Here is a 14,208-nt window from a genome sequence, read left to right on the forward strand (position 1 = left end):
CTGGTGATACTGGCCAGAAAGCTCGCACGCGTGGCATTCGCCCTGATGAAAAATCAGGACGAATACGTCACCAAGGGCGGCAAATTGGCTTGCCCAAAACCATAGAATCTCCCACTGGAGGGAGCCGGACACCATCAGTGCGTTGAACAAAATCCGAAGTGGGAGCGAGCTTGCCTCGCGATACGATCTACCGGGCCACGCACATCGCGGCGTAGGCATCTACTCATTGCTCAATGGTGTGATGGCGGCAAGGTGCTGGCCTTGGGATGGGGTAAAGCCTATCAAGTGTTCGCCGCAAGATTTGTAGTGCCCTGGAGATCGAGCGCCGCCCGCGCGGCGCATCGCCGGCAAGGCCAGCTCCCACATTTATTGCAACGTACCATGGCCTGTAAGACCGGCGTTGTCAGCCTTGGTGCTAGGTGCGAGCGCGTATAGAGGCCACAAACCTAGCGGTCTACAAGCGATCGCGAGATGTGTGGATAGAATCTCCCACATCGGGCCGGCGTGTTTTCTACAAGCGCTGCAGGATCAACTCCCCTGCCGCCCCCGCCGAGCCCGGTTGCCCGGCCATACCGGGCTTGCCCGCAGCGCCGCTGGCGGTGCTGTAGACCAGGCATCCCTTGCTCACACCACCAGCACCCGCCTTACCGGCTGCACCTGCCACGCCCGGCGCACCGCCATCGAGCTGAACCACGATGCGCTCGGCCGGGAAACTCGCGGGCAGCGCTAGCCGCACCCGACCACCCGGGGCACCATCATGGCCATTGCCACCATTGTCGCCATTGGCACCACGGCTGGCCTGACCCCAAGTGCAACCACCTGGCTTGCCGTTGGCGCCATCAAGCCCGACGTAGCCTGGTGCACCGGCGCCGCCACGGGCATCAATGGCCAGGGTCGAAGCCTGCAGCTCATGCACCTGCAACTCCAGGTTGCGCCCAGCTTTTGCCACTTTTTCATAAGTACCCGGCGCGCCATGGGCGACAAGCTGGCTGCCCTCGCCCAGACTCGCCCGCTTGATCTCGATCTGCAGAGTGGCCTGCGCCGGGACAATGGCAATCCGCGCTTCATGCCCCAGGTGCAGCTCATCGACCTTGAGGTCGACCAGACTCGCAGGCAATAGCAACGTGGCTGAATCAGCCACATCCAGGCGTTGCAGATGTACGACACTGGAGGTGTTTGGCAGGCGCAGCACCGAATGGGCGGCAACGCTGATTGCGTCAGCCAGCGCCAGAGGGCTGAACAGCGCAGCCAGGATGATCAATTTACGCATGGACAGCTTCCTTGCGGGGTGCTGGAATCGAAAGAACGTGAAAAATACCCACCAGCAGGATCTGCAAGCGATCGAACCAACGGTGGCTGCGCGTGCGCAAGCAACCATTGAACATCAGTATCTCCAGCACATGCAGGCCCAGCAGGGCAGCACCGGCGGCATTGATCAGCAGATGGAAGGGATGTTCCTGTGGGATCAGCAGGTTGACCAACACCACCCACCAGAACACCACGGTCAAGGCCTTGCCCAACCCCAGTAAGCCTTTCATGGATGCCCCCTGTTGTTATTTTTCGGTGGCGATGCCAGCCACGCTGGCATCGCCTGCAACAGTAACGGCTGATACGCGCCTTGTGCCAGAGGCTTGATCAATTAAGGTGCAATTCCACCCTGCGATTCTGCGCACGCCCCGCATCAGTCGCGTTATCGGCGATCGGCTCGCTCTCGCCACGGCCCTGGCTGGTCACCTTCGACGGCGATACTCCCTGGCTGATCAGATACTCGGCAACGCTGCTGGCGCGCCGCTCGGAGAGTGCCTGATTGTAAGTGTCAGAACCCTGGCTGTCGGTATGGCCGATGACCTTGATGCTGACTACATTGGCACCATTGAGCTTGCTGGTCAGTGCCTGCAATTTCTGATGGGCCATTTCGGTCAACTCCGCCGAATCAAAGGCGAACATCACCGCCCCCTGATCGTTCAGAGTAATCACCTCCGAGGTTGACGCAGGTTCTGGGGCCTTCTGCGTCGCCGGGTATTGCGGCAACGGGCAACCGGTGTGGCTGACAGGGGTATTGGCTGGGGTATCTGGGCAACGGTCGCGACGATCGAACACGCCGTCTTCATCCTCGTCACCGTCCTGGGCATAGCAGATCAGCCCACCGGCAATCGCGCCAGCAACGCCGGCACCGGCGGCCCAGGCCGAGCTTTCGATTGCGCCCAGGCCGCCACCGACCAACCCGCCAAGCAGGCTGCAGACAGGCCAGGTCCTTTGATTGAGTGGGGCGCTGCCATCGCTGTGGGTCGCGCAACCGGAGAGCAGGCTTGCGGCCAGCAGGACCGGCAGTGTGGCCTTGGAAAGAACACTCATGAGAATTGCTCCTGTGTCACCGGCCTCTACCGGTCACACAGGAGTAAAGACCGGCCTGCGGCACTTCTCAAGCCGCAGGCCGCTGGCGCTTCAGCGCTCGATGCGAATTTCCGTGCGACGGTTCTGCGCACGGCCATCTGCCGTCGCGTTATCGGCAACCGGCTGAGTCTCACCCGCGCCCTGCACCGAGACGAAACTGCTGCGCGGTACACCGCTCTCGATCAGGTAATCCGTCACCGACTGGGCGCGGTGCTGCGAGAGCTTCTTGTTGTAGGTGTCCGATCCTTTGCTATCGGTGTGGCCGGTGACGCTCAAACGGGCACTCGGCGCTTCGTTTTTCAGGCGTGTGGCGATGGTGTTGAGGCGTTCCTTGTCCTTGGCGGTCAGCTTGGCCGAGTCGAACTGGAAGTGAACATCGCGAATGACGATAACCTCTTCCTTGACGACGGCCACTTCCTCCACCACAGCCACCGGCTCAGGTGGGCAACCGTTGGCATCAACCTGCACGCCGCGTGGCGTGCCCGGGCACTTGTCACGGCTGTCCGGGACGCCATCGCCATCTTCGTCGCCATCGCCGTGGGCCCAGCAATAGCCAGCGGCCATGCCTGCGCCAAGCAGCGCACCCCAGCCAGCCCAGCTAGAACTCTCGATAGCGCCCAGGGCTGCGCCGCCTACACCCCCGACGGCAGCACACTTCGGCCAGTCGGTTTTTTGCAAACCTGCACAACCAGTCAACACGCTGGTTAGCAGAACCAGAGGTAATGCTGTGCGTACTATGCTCATTTTGTTGCATCTCCTAGGGGGAATCGGTGCAATACCGATGCTCTGGGAGTAAAGACCCGCTCATTGATATCCGCCAGCAATAGGCCATGATGCGACCGCGCAGCACTATGCCAAGTGGCGCCAGACCGTTAGTCTTGCGGCATCTGACCGAGGATTCCCGATGATTGACGGTTTTTCCCAGCGCACGCCACAACAGGCCCTTGCCGCCCTGCTCGAACGCCAGGCGCCGCAACGCCTGCTATTGATAGGCGAGCGATTTCCAGCGCTGGAAGCGTTCGCCCAGGCGCATCCGCAGGTGCACATCGCCGCGGCCAGACCGGGCCCGCTGCCTGAGGATCTGGCGACCCAGCGCTTCGACCTGGCGCTGCTGGTAGATTGCCTCGAGCACCTGAGCAAACGTGATGGCCTGCAACTGCTCGGCGGCATCCGAAACCTCAATGCCAGCCGCGTGGCGGTGCTGGCTGACCTGAGCGTCTGCGGCTGGCAGGAAACCGACTTTTTTGCCCTGGCCTTGCAGGCCAGTGAAAAGTTCCAGCGTGATTCGCAGGTTCTGAACCTGTTCACCTATGATCTACGTGAATACAAGCAGGTCCCGGACTGGCTCAACGCCAGGTTCTGGGCCAACCCGGAAAATTTTGGCAAGTACTGGTGGTGAAACGATGAGTGTCTCGGTTTGTCCCTGCGGTAGTGGCGATCTGCTTGCCGCCTGTTGCGGGCATTATCACCAAGGGCAACAGGCGCCCGACGCCCAGACCCTGATGCGTTCGCGCTACAGCGCCTACGTGCTGGGCCTGGTCGACTATCTGGTAGCCACCACACTGCCGGCCCAGCAAGATGGGCTCGATCGCGAGGCAATCAAGGCCTGGAGCCAGCAAAGCACCTGGCTGGGCCTTGAAGTGGAAAGCGCCGAAGTGTTCGGCGGCAAGCCCGAGCATGCCTTCGTCACCTTCACCGCCCGCTGGCACGATAATGACGGCGAGCATAGCCATCGCGAACGCTCGGCCTTCGTGCAAAACCTGGGCAAGTGGTACTTCATTGACCCCACCGTCGGCCTCAAGGCCACCCGCAACGATCCTTGCCCGTGCAACAGCGGACAGAAATTCAAGAAGTGCTGCGCCAGTTACCTGGGAAGCTGAGCCTGATGACCCGCCTGTTGCTGGTCGGCGCTGTGCTCCTGCAACTGGTGGGCTGCGCCAGTTGGCTGGGTGATGACTATCAGGACCCACAGGTGCATTTGCTCAAGGTCGAACCCTTGAAGATGCGCCTGCTGCAGCAAGAGTTCGTGCTCCATGTGCAGGTCGACAACCCTAACGACAGCCGCCTGTTCATCCGCTACCTGGGCTACAAGGTGCTGATCAACGACCTGCCGCTGACCGAAGGCGAAGCCAGCCTGTGGCGCAGTGTCGGCCCGCACGCCCGGCGCACCTTCAAGATCCCGGTGCGCACCAACCTCTGGCAGCAGGTCAAACCCCTGGCAAAACTGCTCAAAGGCAACCAGGGGCCATTGCGTTATCGCCTGGAAGGTGAGCTAGTCAGCGGATTATTCTTCGCCCGCGACCTGCACTTGTCGCGCAGTGGTGAGATAATTCCCGGCGATCTTATTCCGGAGTAACCCAAGATGACCCAGCAACCCCATGTCCATGGCCCAGACTGCAACCACGATCATGACCATCACGACCATGACCATGGCCATGTACACGGCCCGAACTGCAACCACGGCCACCAGGAGCCGGTGCGCAACGCCCTGAAGGACGTCGGCCGCAACGATCCGTGCCCATGCGGCAGCAGCAAAAAGTTCAAGAAGTGCCACGGCGCCTGATAGCCGCCTTCTGACAGTGGTCGCCACTTGTACCCTGTGCAGGCGCGACCGCTATCCCCCTTTCTGCCTCGACACCTCGTCAGCTATTGAAAATAAAGGCTGCGCCCCGCTTGCATGGCGTGATCGCGCTCACTAACGTAGCGCCTTTTACCGCCACGCCCTGCAGGAGCCTGAACATGGCCGCGCCAGCCCTTCCCCCTTTTACCCCCCGGTTCGGCGTAGCCGCTGCGATGCTCGGGCTGCTCAGCCTGGGTGGCTGCCAGATGGCCGGCCAACGTGACAGCGTACTGCCGAGCACAGGTGTGCAGCCGCTCAAGGGCCTGGCGCAGAATGTTTCGGTACGCCGCAACGCCATGGGCATGCCGCTGATCGAATCGAGCAACTTCCACGATGCGCTGTTCGCTCTGGGTTATGTCCACGCCGGTGACCGTATCGGGCAGATGGTCGGCATGCGTTTGCTGGCTCAGGGCCGCCTGGCGGAAATGGCCGGCGCCGATGTGCTGGAAGTCGACCGCCTGATGCGTGCGGCCAACCTCAAGGCCAGCGCCAACCAGCTGTACGCCGATGCCTCGCCCCGTCTCAAGCGCTTCTTCGAGGTGTACGCCCGCGGCGTCAACGCTTACCTGTTCCGCTACCGCGACAAGCTGCCAGCACCACTGGCGCAGACCGGCTACCGCCCGGAATACTGGAAGCCCGAAGACTCGGCGCTGATCTTCTGTCTGTACAACTTCAGTCAGTCGGTCAACCTGCAAGAGGAACTCGCCGCCCTGGGCCTGGCGCAAAAAGTCGGTACCGACAAACTGGCCTGGCTGTTGCCAAGCTACCCCGACGAGCCGCTGGCCCTGAGCGAAACCGACAAGCTCAAAGGTCTGAACCTCAATACCCAACTCGCGGGCCTGGCGCCTCTGACCGCCGTCAGCGAACAACTGGCCGCGCTCAACCTGCTCGGCACCGCCGGCTCGAGCAACTGGGCGATTGCCCCGCAGCGCAGCCGCAGCGGCAAGAGCCTGATGGCCAGCGACACCCTCGGCGCCTGGGCGATGAGCCCGGTGCAGATCCGCTCGCCCAAGTACCAGGCCGCTGGCGTGTCGATTGCCGGCCTGCCGCTGGTACTCTCCGGTTACAACGGCAAGCTGGCCTGGAGCGCCAGTGCGGTGATGGCCGACAACCAGGACCTGTTCCTGGAAAAACTGCGCAAGGAAGGCAGCCGCCTGATGTATCAGGCCGACGGCAAATGGTTGCCGGCCCAGGCCCGCAACGAAACCTTCTTCATCAAGGGCCAGCGCCCGCTGCGTGAAACCCTGTACGACACCCGCCACGGCGCACTGCTCGGCCAGCCGCAGAACACAAGCCTGGGCCTGGCCCTGCGCATGCCCGAGCTCAAGGGCGATCAAAGCCTGGATGCGTTCTTCAACCTGTCGCGGGCGCAGAATGTCGAGCGCGCATTCGACAACACCCGCGAAATTGGCGCCGCAGCGCTGAATTTTGTGTTTGCCGACGCTAGCAACATCGGCTGGCAGGTCAGCGGGCGCTTCCCCAACCGCCGCGAAGGCCAGGGCCTGCTGCCCTCGCCGGGCTGGGACGGGCGTTACGATTGGGACGGTTACGCCGACCCGATGCTGCACCCCTACGACCAGGACCCGCCCCAAGGCTGGATCGGCAATGCCAACCAGCGCAGCGTGCCCAAAGGCTATGGCATGCAGTTGTCCAACAGCTGGTACTACCCCGAGCGCGCCGAGCGCCTGGCGCAACTGGCCGGCAATGGCAAGCACGACAGCCGCAGCCTGATGCTGATGCAAAGCGACCAGACCACACTGTTTGCAGACAAACTGAAAAAGATGTTCGAAGCCCCCGGCATGGCCCAGCCGCTCAAGCAGGCGATCGACGCCCTGCCTTCCGACCAGCGCAGCAAGGCCCGTGAGGCCTACACCCGGCTGATGGCCTTCGACGGACGGCTGAGCACCACCTCGGCAGATGCCGCCCTGTATGAGTTGTTCCTGCAGCAAAGCGCCAAGCTGACCTTCCTCGACGAGCTGGGCCCCGAATCCAGCCCGAGCTGGCAGATGTTCGTCGGCAATGCCCGGCTGTCCTACTCGGCCCAGGCCGATCATTTGCTCGGCCGCGAAGACAGCCCGTTCTGGGACGACCAGAAAACCGCGCAAAAAGAAGACAAGCCAACCATCCTCGCCCGCAGCCTGGCAGCGGCCATCAACGCCGGTGAAGCACAGTTGGGCAATGACCGGCGCGCCTGGCAGTGGGGCAAACTGCACCAGTACCGCTGGCCGGTGCCGACCTTCCATGGCCTGGGTGATGCGCTCAGCCGCGGCCCGTTGGCCACTGGCGGTGACCACAGCACGCTGAACCTTGTGCCCTACGCCTGGGGCAAGGACTTCAACGCGCAACTGGCACCGTCCCTGCGCCTGGTGGTGGACTTCGGCCAGGTCGAGCCGCTGCAACTGCAAAGCAGCAGCGGCCAGTCCGGCAACCCGGCCAGCCCGCACTTTGCCGATGGCCTGGATGCCTGGTTCAAGGGCCGTTACATGAGCTTGCCGCTGCAACCGCAGAACTTCGACCGCGCCTACGGCAACAAGCGCCTGACCCTGGTGCCCGGCAAGTAACCCCGCGATAGCACGCGCAGCCGGTGCAATGCCGGCTGCGCTGATCCATATCAACAGCCCCCGCGTGCAAATCCCTTACAACGAAACTGAGCCAGGTTTCGTCACCTGCCTCTGCCTGATGAACCATAAAAACGATTGCAGCCCTGTGCCCAGGGGACCACCCCAGGCCAGGTGAATAAAGGAATAATGCAATGGCATCCGCCTTCTCCCGTCTGGCCCTGGTGGCCACGACCGTGTTCTCGTTCTCCGTACTCGCCAGCGAGCCGCCCCCGGCAGCGGCAGCCGACAACGAAGTGCTTGCCCGAGGCAAGTACATCGCTCAACTGGGCGACTGCATCGCCTGCCACACCGCCCCGCAAGCACCGGAAATGGCCGGTGGCCTGCAACTGAAAACGCCGATGGGCACCATCTACTCCAGCAACATCACCCCCGACCCGGACACTGGCATCGGCCGCTACAGCTTCGAGCAGTTCGACAAAGCCATGCGCGAAGGGGTTACCCCCGACGGCACCAACCTCTACCCGGCAATGCCCTACCCGTCCTACGCGAAAATGAGCGAAGCGGACATGCGCGCCCTGTACGCCTATCTGATGCAGGGCGTGACGCCGATCAGCCAGTCCAACCAGGAAGCCGACATGAGCTGGCCGTTCAACATGCGCTGGGGCCTGTCGCTGTGGAACTTCGCCTTCGTCGACACCGAGCCCTTCGCGCCCGACCCTGCCAAGGACGAAGTGCTCAACCGTGGTGCCTACCTGGTGCAGGGCCTGGGCCATTGTGGTGCCTGCCATACCCCGCGTGGCATCGCCTTCCAGGAAAAGGCCATGAGCGACGCCGGCAGCAGCGGCAAGCACTTCCTCGCCGGCGAAACCGTGGAACACTGGCGCGCTCTGAGCCTGCGCAACCTGTGGACCGTGGAAGACACCGTGCAACTGCTCAAGACCGGGCAGAACCGCTTTGCCACGGTGTCGGGCAACATGGCCGACGTGATCCATCACAGTACCCAGCACTTCAGTGACACCGACCTGGTCGCCATCGCCAGCTACCTGAAGGCCCTGCCGCCGGGCAAGGACGACCTGCCGATGCCGGATATCCCGCTGGCTGCGGCCAGCGCACCGGACGACCTGTTCAGCAGCCGTGGCGGCCTGGGCTACACCCAGTTCTGCAGCGATTGCCACCGCCCCGATGGCCGCGGGGTCAAGGGCCTGTTCCCGCCATTGGCTGGCAACCCGAGCATTGCCTCGGCCAACCCGACCTCCTTGCTGCACATCACCCTCACCGGCTGGGAGACCGCGCAAACAGCCACTCATTCGCGGGTCTACACCATGCCCGGCTTCGCCCGCCTGGCTGATGAGGAGATCGCCGAAATCCTCACTTTTGTGCGCAGCCGCTGGGGCAACAACAGCTCGCCCATCACCGCCAAGCAGGTGAAGACCCTGCGTGACCAGCTCAATCCGCAAACCACCGACTCAACGGCGTTTGAAACCCCACGCCTGGCCAACCTGCTTGCAGCTACCAACGCCGACCAGGTGATCCGTGGCATGCGCCTGCATCTGCAAACCCGAGAGTTGCTGCCCGATAACGTCGGCAACGCGTTGAACTGCACCAGTTGCCACCTCAACGCCGGCACCGTTGCCGACGGCTCGCCGTTTGTCGGTGTCTCGGCGTTCTTCCCCAGCTACGCACCCCGGGCAGGCAAGGAAGTCACCCTTGAAGAGCGTATCAACGGCTGCTTCCGCCGCTCGATGAATGGCAAGCCGATACCGCCGCAATCGGCGGACATGCAGGCGATGGTGGCCTATTTCGACTGGATGAAAATGAACACCCAACCGGGTGACAAGGTGGCCGGACGCGGTGTCGGTAAGATCGACACGGCAATCAAGCCGGACCTGGACAACGGCAAACAGGTGTACGCCGAACAATGCGCGGTATGCCATGGCAGCAACGGTGAAGGCCTGGCCCGTGAAGACGGCAGCCTGGTGTACCCGCCGCTCTGGGGCGATCAGTCGTTCAACATCGGCGCTGGCATGGCCCGCACCTACACCGCCGCCGCCTTCGTCAAACGCAACATGCCGATTGGCTTTCACGAGAAGTTCCCGCTTGGCCAGGGTGGTTTGAGCGACCAGGAGGCAGTGGATGTCGCGGCCTGGTTCTCGCAGCAGCCACGGCCGGACTTCCCGGACAAGGTCAAGGACTGGCCCAAGGGCGGCAAGCCGGTGGATGCGCGGTACTAAGGTATTTCAGGGCCGCGCTGCGGCCCATCGCTGGCAAGGCCAGCTCCCACAGAATGTGGGGCTGGCCTGGAATATGGTGTGAAACTTGCTATCACTGTGTTGTCTGGCATCGACCGGTAACGGCTTTGTGCCACCCCAACACTTTGCTAATCCAAGGACACACAATGAAAAAAGCATGGCTGACGCTTTCCGCACTCGCGTTGTGTCTGGCTGCGGGGAACACCCTGGCCAAGGAATACAAGGAGCTGCGCTTCGGCGTCGATCCGTCCTACGCTCCGTTCGAATCGAAGGCCGCCGACGGTAACCTGGTCGGCTTCGATATCGACCTGGGCAATGCCATCTGCGCCGAGCTCAAGGTCAAGTGCAAGTGGGTTGAAAGCGACTTCGACGGCATGATTCCGGGGCTCAAGGCCAACAAGTTCGATGGTGTGATCTCGTCCATGACCGTGACCCCGGCGCGGGAAAAAGTCATCGACTTTTCCAGTGAGCTGTTCTCCGGCCCTACCGCCCTGGTGTTCAAAAAAGGTGCCGGCCTGACCGAAGACCCAGCATCGCTCAAGGGCAAGACCGTCGGCTATGAGCAAGGCACCATCCAGGAAGCCTACGCCAAGGCCGTGCTGGACAAGTCCGGGGTCAAGACCCAGGCCTACGCCAACCAGGACCAGGTCTATGCCGACCTGACGTCCGGGCGCCTGGATGCTTCGATCCAGGACATGCTCCAGGCAGAACTGGGCTTTCTCAAGTCGCCACAAGGCGCCGACTATGAAGTCAGCAAGCCGGTCGACAACGAGTTGCTGCCCTCCAAGACTGCAGTCGGTATCAAAAAAGGTAACACTGAGCTCAAAGCTCTCCTGGATAAAGGTATCAAAGCGTTACACGACGACGGCACCTACGCCACGATCCAGAAAAAGCACTTCGGTGACCTGAACCTTTACAGCGGCAAATAACAGGTAGGAGCGGGCTTGCCCCGCGATAGCGATCAGTCAGTCACATCGCAATCGCGGGGCAAGCCCGCTCCCACACTCACCGCTTACCACCTGGCATAGGTTCGGTTCATGTTCGAAGACCTGCTGCAGTTTTTGGGGCTCTCGGCATTCAGTTTGAAGGGCTTCGGCCCCTTGCTGCTGCAGGGCACCTGGATGACCATCAAACTCTCCTTCATGTCGCTGCTGGTCAGCGTTGGCCTGGGCCTGCTCGGCGCCAGTGCCAAGCTCTCGCCATTGCGCCCGCTGCGACTGATCGCCCAGGCCTACACCACGTTGATCCGCGGGGTACCTGACCTGGTGCTGATGCTGCTGATTTTCTACAGCTTGCAAACCTGGCTGACCACCCTGACCGACGCCATGGAGTGGGAGTACATCGAGATCGACCCGTTCGCCGCCGGGGTCATCACCCTGGGCTTCATCTACGGCGCCTATTTCACCGAAACGTTCCGCGGCGCCATCCTCGCGGTGCCCCGCGGCCAGGTCGAAGCGGCCACCGCCTATGGCCTCAAACGCCTGCAACGCTTTCGCTTCGTGGTCTTCCCGCAAATGATGCGCTTCGCCCTGCCGGGCATCGGCAACAACTGGATGGTGATGCTCAAGGCCACGGCGCTGGTGTCGATCATCGGCCTGGCCGACCTGGTCAAGGCCGCCCAGGACGCCGGCAAGAGCAGCTACCAGCTGTTCTACTTCCTGGTGGTCGCCGCCTTTATCTACCTGTTGATCACCAGCGCCTCGAACGTCGCCCTGCGCTGGCTGGAACGGCGCTATAACGTCGGCACCCGGGAGGCCATCCGATGATCGAACTCTTGCAGGAATACTGGCGCGCCTTCCTCTACACCGATGGCACCCACATCACCGGCCTGGCCATGACCCTGTGGCTGCTCACCGCAGCCCTGGCAATCGGCTTTGTGGTCTCGATCCCGCTGTCGATTGCCCGGGTGTCGCCGCGCTTCTGGATTCGCTGGCCCGTGCAGTTCTACACCTACCTGTTCCGCGGCACGCCGCTGTATATCCAGTTGCTGATTTGCTACACCGGGATCTACAGCCTGGAAGCGGTGCGCGCCCAGCCGCTGCTCGACAGCTTTTTTCGCGATGCAATGAACTGCACCATCCTCGCCTTTGCCCTGAACACCTGCGCCTATACCACGGAGATCTTCGCCGGGGCGATCCGCAGCATGAACCATGGAGAAGTCGAGGCCGCCAAGGCCTATGGCCTGCGCGGCTGGAAACTTTATGCTTATATCATCATGCCGTCGGCGCTGCGCCGCTCGCTGCCGTACTACAGCAACGAGGTGATCCTGATGCTGCACTCCACCACGGTGGCCTTCACCGCCACCGTGCCGGATATCCTCAAGGTCGCCCGCGACGCCAACTCGGCCACATTTCTGACCTTTCAGTCGTTCGGCATCGCCGCACTGATCTACCTGTGCGTGACCTTCGCCCTGGTAGGGCTGTTCCGCATCGCCGAACGTCGCTGGCTGGCTTTTCTAGGACCGACCCACTAGGACTGATATGCACCACTCGACTCACGACATTCTGGCCCCGGTTCCAGGCATTGCCCGCCAGATCCACAGCTTCCACTTCGGCCCCCGGGGCGCCGGCAAGCTGTATATCCAGGCCTCGCTGCATGCCGATGAACTGCCCGGCATGCTGGTAGCCTGGCACCTCAAGCAACGCCTGGCCGAACTTGAGGCCCAGGGCCTGCTGCGCCGCGAGATCGTGCTGGTGCCAATCGCCAACCCGGTGGGCCTGGAACAGGTGCTGATGGATGTACCGCTGGGCCGTTACGAGCTGCAAAGTGGCGAGAATTTCAACCGCCATTTCGTCGACCTCAGCGACCAGGTCGGCGATCAGATTGCCGAGCACCTGAGCCAGGATGCGCAGCACAACATTGCCCTGATCCGCGAAAGCCTGCGCCGCGCCCTGGATGCCCATACTGCCCACACCCCGCTGCAATCCCAGCGCCTGACCCTGCAACGGCTGGCCTGTGACGCCGAGATGGTGCTCGACCTGCATTGCGACTTCGAAGCCGTGGCGCACCTGTACACCACCCCCGAAGCCTGGTCACAGGTCGAACCGCTGTCGCGCTACCTCGGTGCCCAGGCCAGTCTGCTGGCCACCGATTCGGGCGGGCAATCGTTCGACGAGTGCTTCACCCTGGTCTGGTGGCAACTGCAACAACGTTTCGGCAAGCAGTTCCCGATCCCCCAGGGCAGTTTTTCGGTGACCGTCGAATTGCGCGGCCAGGGCGATGTCAGCCACCCGCTGGCCGAACAGGACTGCACGGCGATCCTTAACTACCTGACCCGCTACGGCGCCATCGAAGGCGAGCCGGTCGCCCTGCCCGCCTTGCACTACCCGGCAACGCCGCTGGCAGGCGTGGAACCGGTGGCCACCCCGATGGGCGGCCTGTTGGTGTTCCACGTCAAACCCGGCCAATACCTGCAGGCCGGTGAATTGATCGCCGAAGTCATCGACCCACTGAGCGATCGCGTGACACCGGTACGCAACACCCAGGCCGGCCTGCTCTATGCCCGCTCACTGCGGCGCATGGCCACCGCCGGCATGGTCATCGCCCATGTGGCTGGCAACCAGGCCTACCGCAGCGGCTACCTGCTGTCGCCTTGAACCTTCACCTTTAGAGCCTGCGCATGTACAAACTGACCATCGAAGACCTGCACAAACGCTACGGCGAACACCACGTGCTCAAGGGGGTTTCACTCAAGGCCAGGACCGGCGACGTGATCTGCCTGATCGGCGCCAGCGGCTCGGGCAAGAGCACCTTCCTGCGCTGCATCAACTTCCTCGAACAGCCCAACGAAGGCAGCATGACCCTCGACGGCAAGGCGGTGCACATGACCCAGGACCACCATGGCCTGCATGTCACCGACCCGGACGAACTGCAGCGCCTGCGCACGCGCCTGGCCATGGTGTTCCAGCACTTCAACCTGTGGAGCCACCTGAGCGTGCTGGAAAACATTGCCATGGCGCCACGCCGGGTGCTGGGCGTCAGCAAGCATGAAGCCGAAGAGCGCGCCCGCCGGTACCTGGACAAGGTCGGCCTGGCGCCGCGGGTGGCGGATCAGTACCCAGCGTTCCTGTCCGGCGGTCAACAGCAACGGGTGGCGATCGCCCGGGCCCTGGCCATGGAGCCGGAAGTCATGCTGTTCGATGAGCCGACCTCAGCCCTCGACCCCGAGCTGGTTGGCGAAGTGCTAAAGGTGATCCAGGGCCTGGCCGAAGAAGGCCGGACCATGATCATGGTCACTCACGAAATGGCCTTCGCACGCAAAGTCGCAAGCCAGGTGATGTTCCTCCACCAGGGCCTGGTGGAGGAACAAGGACCGCCAGACGAGGTCCTGGGCAATCCGAAAAGCGAACGCCTGCGTCAGTTCCTCAGCGGCAATCTCAAGTAA

At 62.5% G+C, this 14,208-nt stretch carries 15 protein-coding genes and 1 pseudogene; 12 read left to right on the forward strand and 4 right to left on the reverse strand.

The genetic code is table 11. The features are described from left to right. A pseudogene (locus tag M5G17_RS19065) lies at window positions 1–105 on the forward strand (IS110 family transposase); the annotation flags it as partial. A 406-nt stretch (window positions 106–511) separates the two neighbouring features. Here the strand turns inward: M5G17_RS19065 and M5G17_RS19070 are convergent. The 4 genes from M5G17_RS19070 to M5G17_RS19085 form a co-directional block, all read right to left on the reverse strand. After that, window positions 512–1,270: a collagen-like protein gene (locus M5G17_RS19070; RefSeq protein ID WP_273894463.1), complete on the reverse strand. Its 759-nt coding sequence runs from the start codon at window positions 1,268–1,270 to the stop codon at window positions 512–514. After that, window positions 1,263–1,538: a DUF1145 domain-containing protein gene (locus M5G17_RS19075; protein ID WP_273894464.1), complete on the reverse strand. Its 276-nt coding sequence runs from the start codon at window positions 1,536–1,538 to the stop codon at window positions 1,263–1,265. The genes M5G17_RS19070 and M5G17_RS19075 overlap by 8 nt, the downstream gene beginning before the upstream one ends. A gap of 97 nt (window positions 1,539–1,635) precedes the next feature. Then, window positions 1,636–2,355 (reverse strand): PA1041 family peptidoglycan-binding anchor lipoprotein, encoded by a 720-nt coding sequence (locus M5G17_RS19080; protein WP_273894465.1) that lies wholly within the window; start codon window positions 2,353–2,355, stop codon window positions 1,636–1,638. Between the two features lie 90 nt (window positions 2,356–2,445). Then, a complete protein-coding gene (locus M5G17_RS19085; RefSeq protein ID WP_273894466.1) occupies window positions 2,446–3,138 on the reverse strand; it encodes a PA1041 family peptidoglycan-binding anchor lipoprotein in 693 nt (230 codons plus the stop codon). Between the two features lie 160 nt (window positions 3,139–3,298). On the opposite strand from M5G17_RS19085, the gene M5G17_RS19090 reads away from it, so the two are divergent. The 11 genes from M5G17_RS19090 to M5G17_RS19140 all read left to right on the forward strand — a co-directional run bounded on the left by M5G17_RS19090 (window position 3,299) and on the right by M5G17_RS19140 (window position 14,208). Beyond that, complete coding sequence (locus M5G17_RS19090; protein ID WP_273894467.1) at window positions 3,299–3,793, forward strand: DUF6231 family protein; 495 nt, start codon at window positions 3,299–3,301, stop codon at window positions 3,791–3,793. A gap of 4 nt (window positions 3,794–3,797) precedes the next feature. After that, on the forward strand, window positions 3,798–4,274 hold the full coding sequence (locus M5G17_RS19095; RefSeq protein WP_273894468.1) for a YchJ family protein: 477 nt from the start codon (window positions 3,798–3,800) through the stop codon (window positions 4,272–4,274). Between the two features lie 5 nt (window positions 4,275–4,279). Then, window positions 4,280–4,750 (forward strand): LEA/WHy family protein, encoded by a 471-nt coding sequence (locus M5G17_RS19100; protein ID WP_273894469.1) that lies wholly within the window; start codon window positions 4,280–4,282, stop codon window positions 4,748–4,750. Window positions 4,751–4,756: 6 nt separating this feature from the next. Then, window positions 4,757–4,957 (forward strand): SEC-C metal-binding domain-containing protein, encoded by a 201-nt coding sequence (locus tag M5G17_RS19105; RefSeq protein ID WP_130265942.1) that lies wholly within the window; start codon window positions 4,757–4,759, stop codon window positions 4,955–4,957. Between the two features lie 176 nt (window positions 4,958–5,133). After that, window positions 5,134–7,575 carry a penicillin acylase family protein gene (locus M5G17_RS19110; RefSeq protein WP_273894470.1) on the forward strand — a complete coding sequence of 814 codons (2,442 nt, stop codon included), beginning with the start codon at window positions 5,134–5,136 and terminating at the stop codon, window positions 7,573–7,575. A gap of 191 nt (window positions 7,576–7,766) precedes the next feature. Then, entirely contained in the window at window positions 7,767–9,806 is a 2,040-nt protein-coding gene (locus M5G17_RS19115; protein ID WP_273894471.1) for a c-type cytochrome, read from the forward strand. A gap of 164 nt (window positions 9,807–9,970) precedes the next feature. Next, complete coding sequence (locus M5G17_RS19120) at window positions 9,971–10,753, forward strand: transporter substrate-binding domain-containing protein (RefSeq protein ID WP_273894472.1); 783 nt, start codon at window positions 9,971–9,973, stop codon at window positions 10,751–10,753. Between the two features lie 108 nt (window positions 10,754–10,861). Next, window positions 10,862–11,590 carry an ABC transporter permease gene (locus M5G17_RS19125; RefSeq protein WP_273894473.1) on the forward strand — a complete coding sequence of 243 codons (729 nt, stop codon included), beginning with the start codon at window positions 10,862–10,864 and terminating at the stop codon, window positions 11,588–11,590. Next, a complete protein-coding gene (locus tag M5G17_RS19130) occupies window positions 11,587–12,297 on the forward strand; it encodes an ABC transporter permease (protein WP_273894474.1) in 711 nt (236 codons plus the stop codon). Before M5G17_RS19125 ends, M5G17_RS19130 begins: the two co-directional genes overlap by 4 nt. A gap of 7 nt (window positions 12,298–12,304) precedes the next feature. Continuing rightward, window positions 12,305–13,420, forward strand: a complete 1,116-nt coding sequence (locus M5G17_RS19135; RefSeq protein WP_273894475.1) for a succinylglutamate desuccinylase/aspartoacylase family protein — start codon at window positions 12,305–12,307, stop codon at window positions 13,418–13,420. A gap of 23 nt (window positions 13,421–13,443) precedes the next feature. Continuing rightward, entirely contained in the window at window positions 13,444–14,208 is a 765-nt protein-coding gene (locus tag M5G17_RS19140; protein ID WP_273894476.1) for an ABC transporter ATP-binding protein, read from the forward strand.

Source organism: Pseudomonas rubra, from assembly GCF_028656935.1.
GTDB classification, from domain to species: Bacteria; Pseudomonadota; Gammaproteobacteria; order Pseudomonadales; family Pseudomonadaceae; genus Aquipseudomonas; species Aquipseudomonas rubra.

Bases quoted from the DNA above. Each gene is read 5' to 3' on its own strand.
- M5G17_RS19100 (WP_273894469.1), top strand. From the start codon at position 4,280: ATGACCCGCCTGTTGCTGGTCGGCGCTGTGCTCCTGCAACTGGTGGGC.
- M5G17_RS19135 (WP_273894475.1), top strand. From the start codon at position 12,305: ATGCACCACTCGACTCACGACATTCTGGCCCCGGTTCCAGGCATTGCC.
- M5G17_RS19085 (WP_273894466.1), bottom strand. From the start codon at position 3,138: ATGAGCATAGTACGCACAGCATTACCTCTGGTTCTGCTAACCAGCGTG.
- M5G17_RS19115 (WP_273894471.1), top strand. From the start codon at position 7,767: ATGGCATCCGCCTTCTCCCGTCTGGCCCTGGTGGCCACGACCGTGTTC.
- M5G17_RS19105 (WP_130265942.1), top strand. From the start codon at position 4,757: ATGACCCAGCAACCCCATGTCCATGGCCCAGACTGCAACCACGATCAT.
- M5G17_RS19090 (WP_273894467.1), top strand. From the start codon at position 3,299: ATGATTGACGGTTTTTCCCAGCGCACGCCACAACAGGCCCTTGCCGCC.
- M5G17_RS19075 (WP_273894464.1), bottom strand. From the start codon at position 1,538: ATGAAAGGCTTACTGGGGTTGGGCAAGGCCTTGACCGTGGTGTTCTGG.
- M5G17_RS19125 (WP_273894473.1), top strand. From the start codon at position 10,862: ATGTTCGAAGACCTGCTGCAGTTTTTGGGGCTCTCGGCATTCAGTTTG.
- M5G17_RS19070 (WP_273894463.1), bottom strand. From the start codon at position 1,270: ATGCGTAAATTGATCATCCTGGCTGCGCTGTTCAGCCCTCTGGCGCTG.
- M5G17_RS19080 (WP_273894465.1), bottom strand. From the start codon at position 2,355: ATGAGTGTTCTTTCCAAGGCCACACTGCCGGTCCTGCTGGCCGCAAGC.
- M5G17_RS19095 (WP_273894468.1), top strand. From the start codon at position 3,798: ATGAGTGTCTCGGTTTGTCCCTGCGGTAGTGGCGATCTGCTTGCCGCC.
- M5G17_RS19120 (WP_273894472.1), top strand. From the start codon at position 9,971: ATGAAAAAAGCATGGCTGACGCTTTCCGCACTCGCGTTGTGTCTGGCT.
- M5G17_RS19130 (WP_273894474.1), top strand. From the start codon at position 11,587: ATGATCGAACTCTTGCAGGAATACTGGCGCGCCTTCCTCTACACCGAT.
- M5G17_RS19140 (WP_273894476.1), top strand. From the start codon at position 13,444: ATGTACAAACTGACCATCGAAGACCTGCACAAACGCTACGGCGAACAC.
- M5G17_RS19110 (WP_273894470.1), top strand. From the start codon at position 5,134: ATGGCCGCGCCAGCCCTTCCCCCTTTTACCCCCCGGTTCGGCGTAGCC.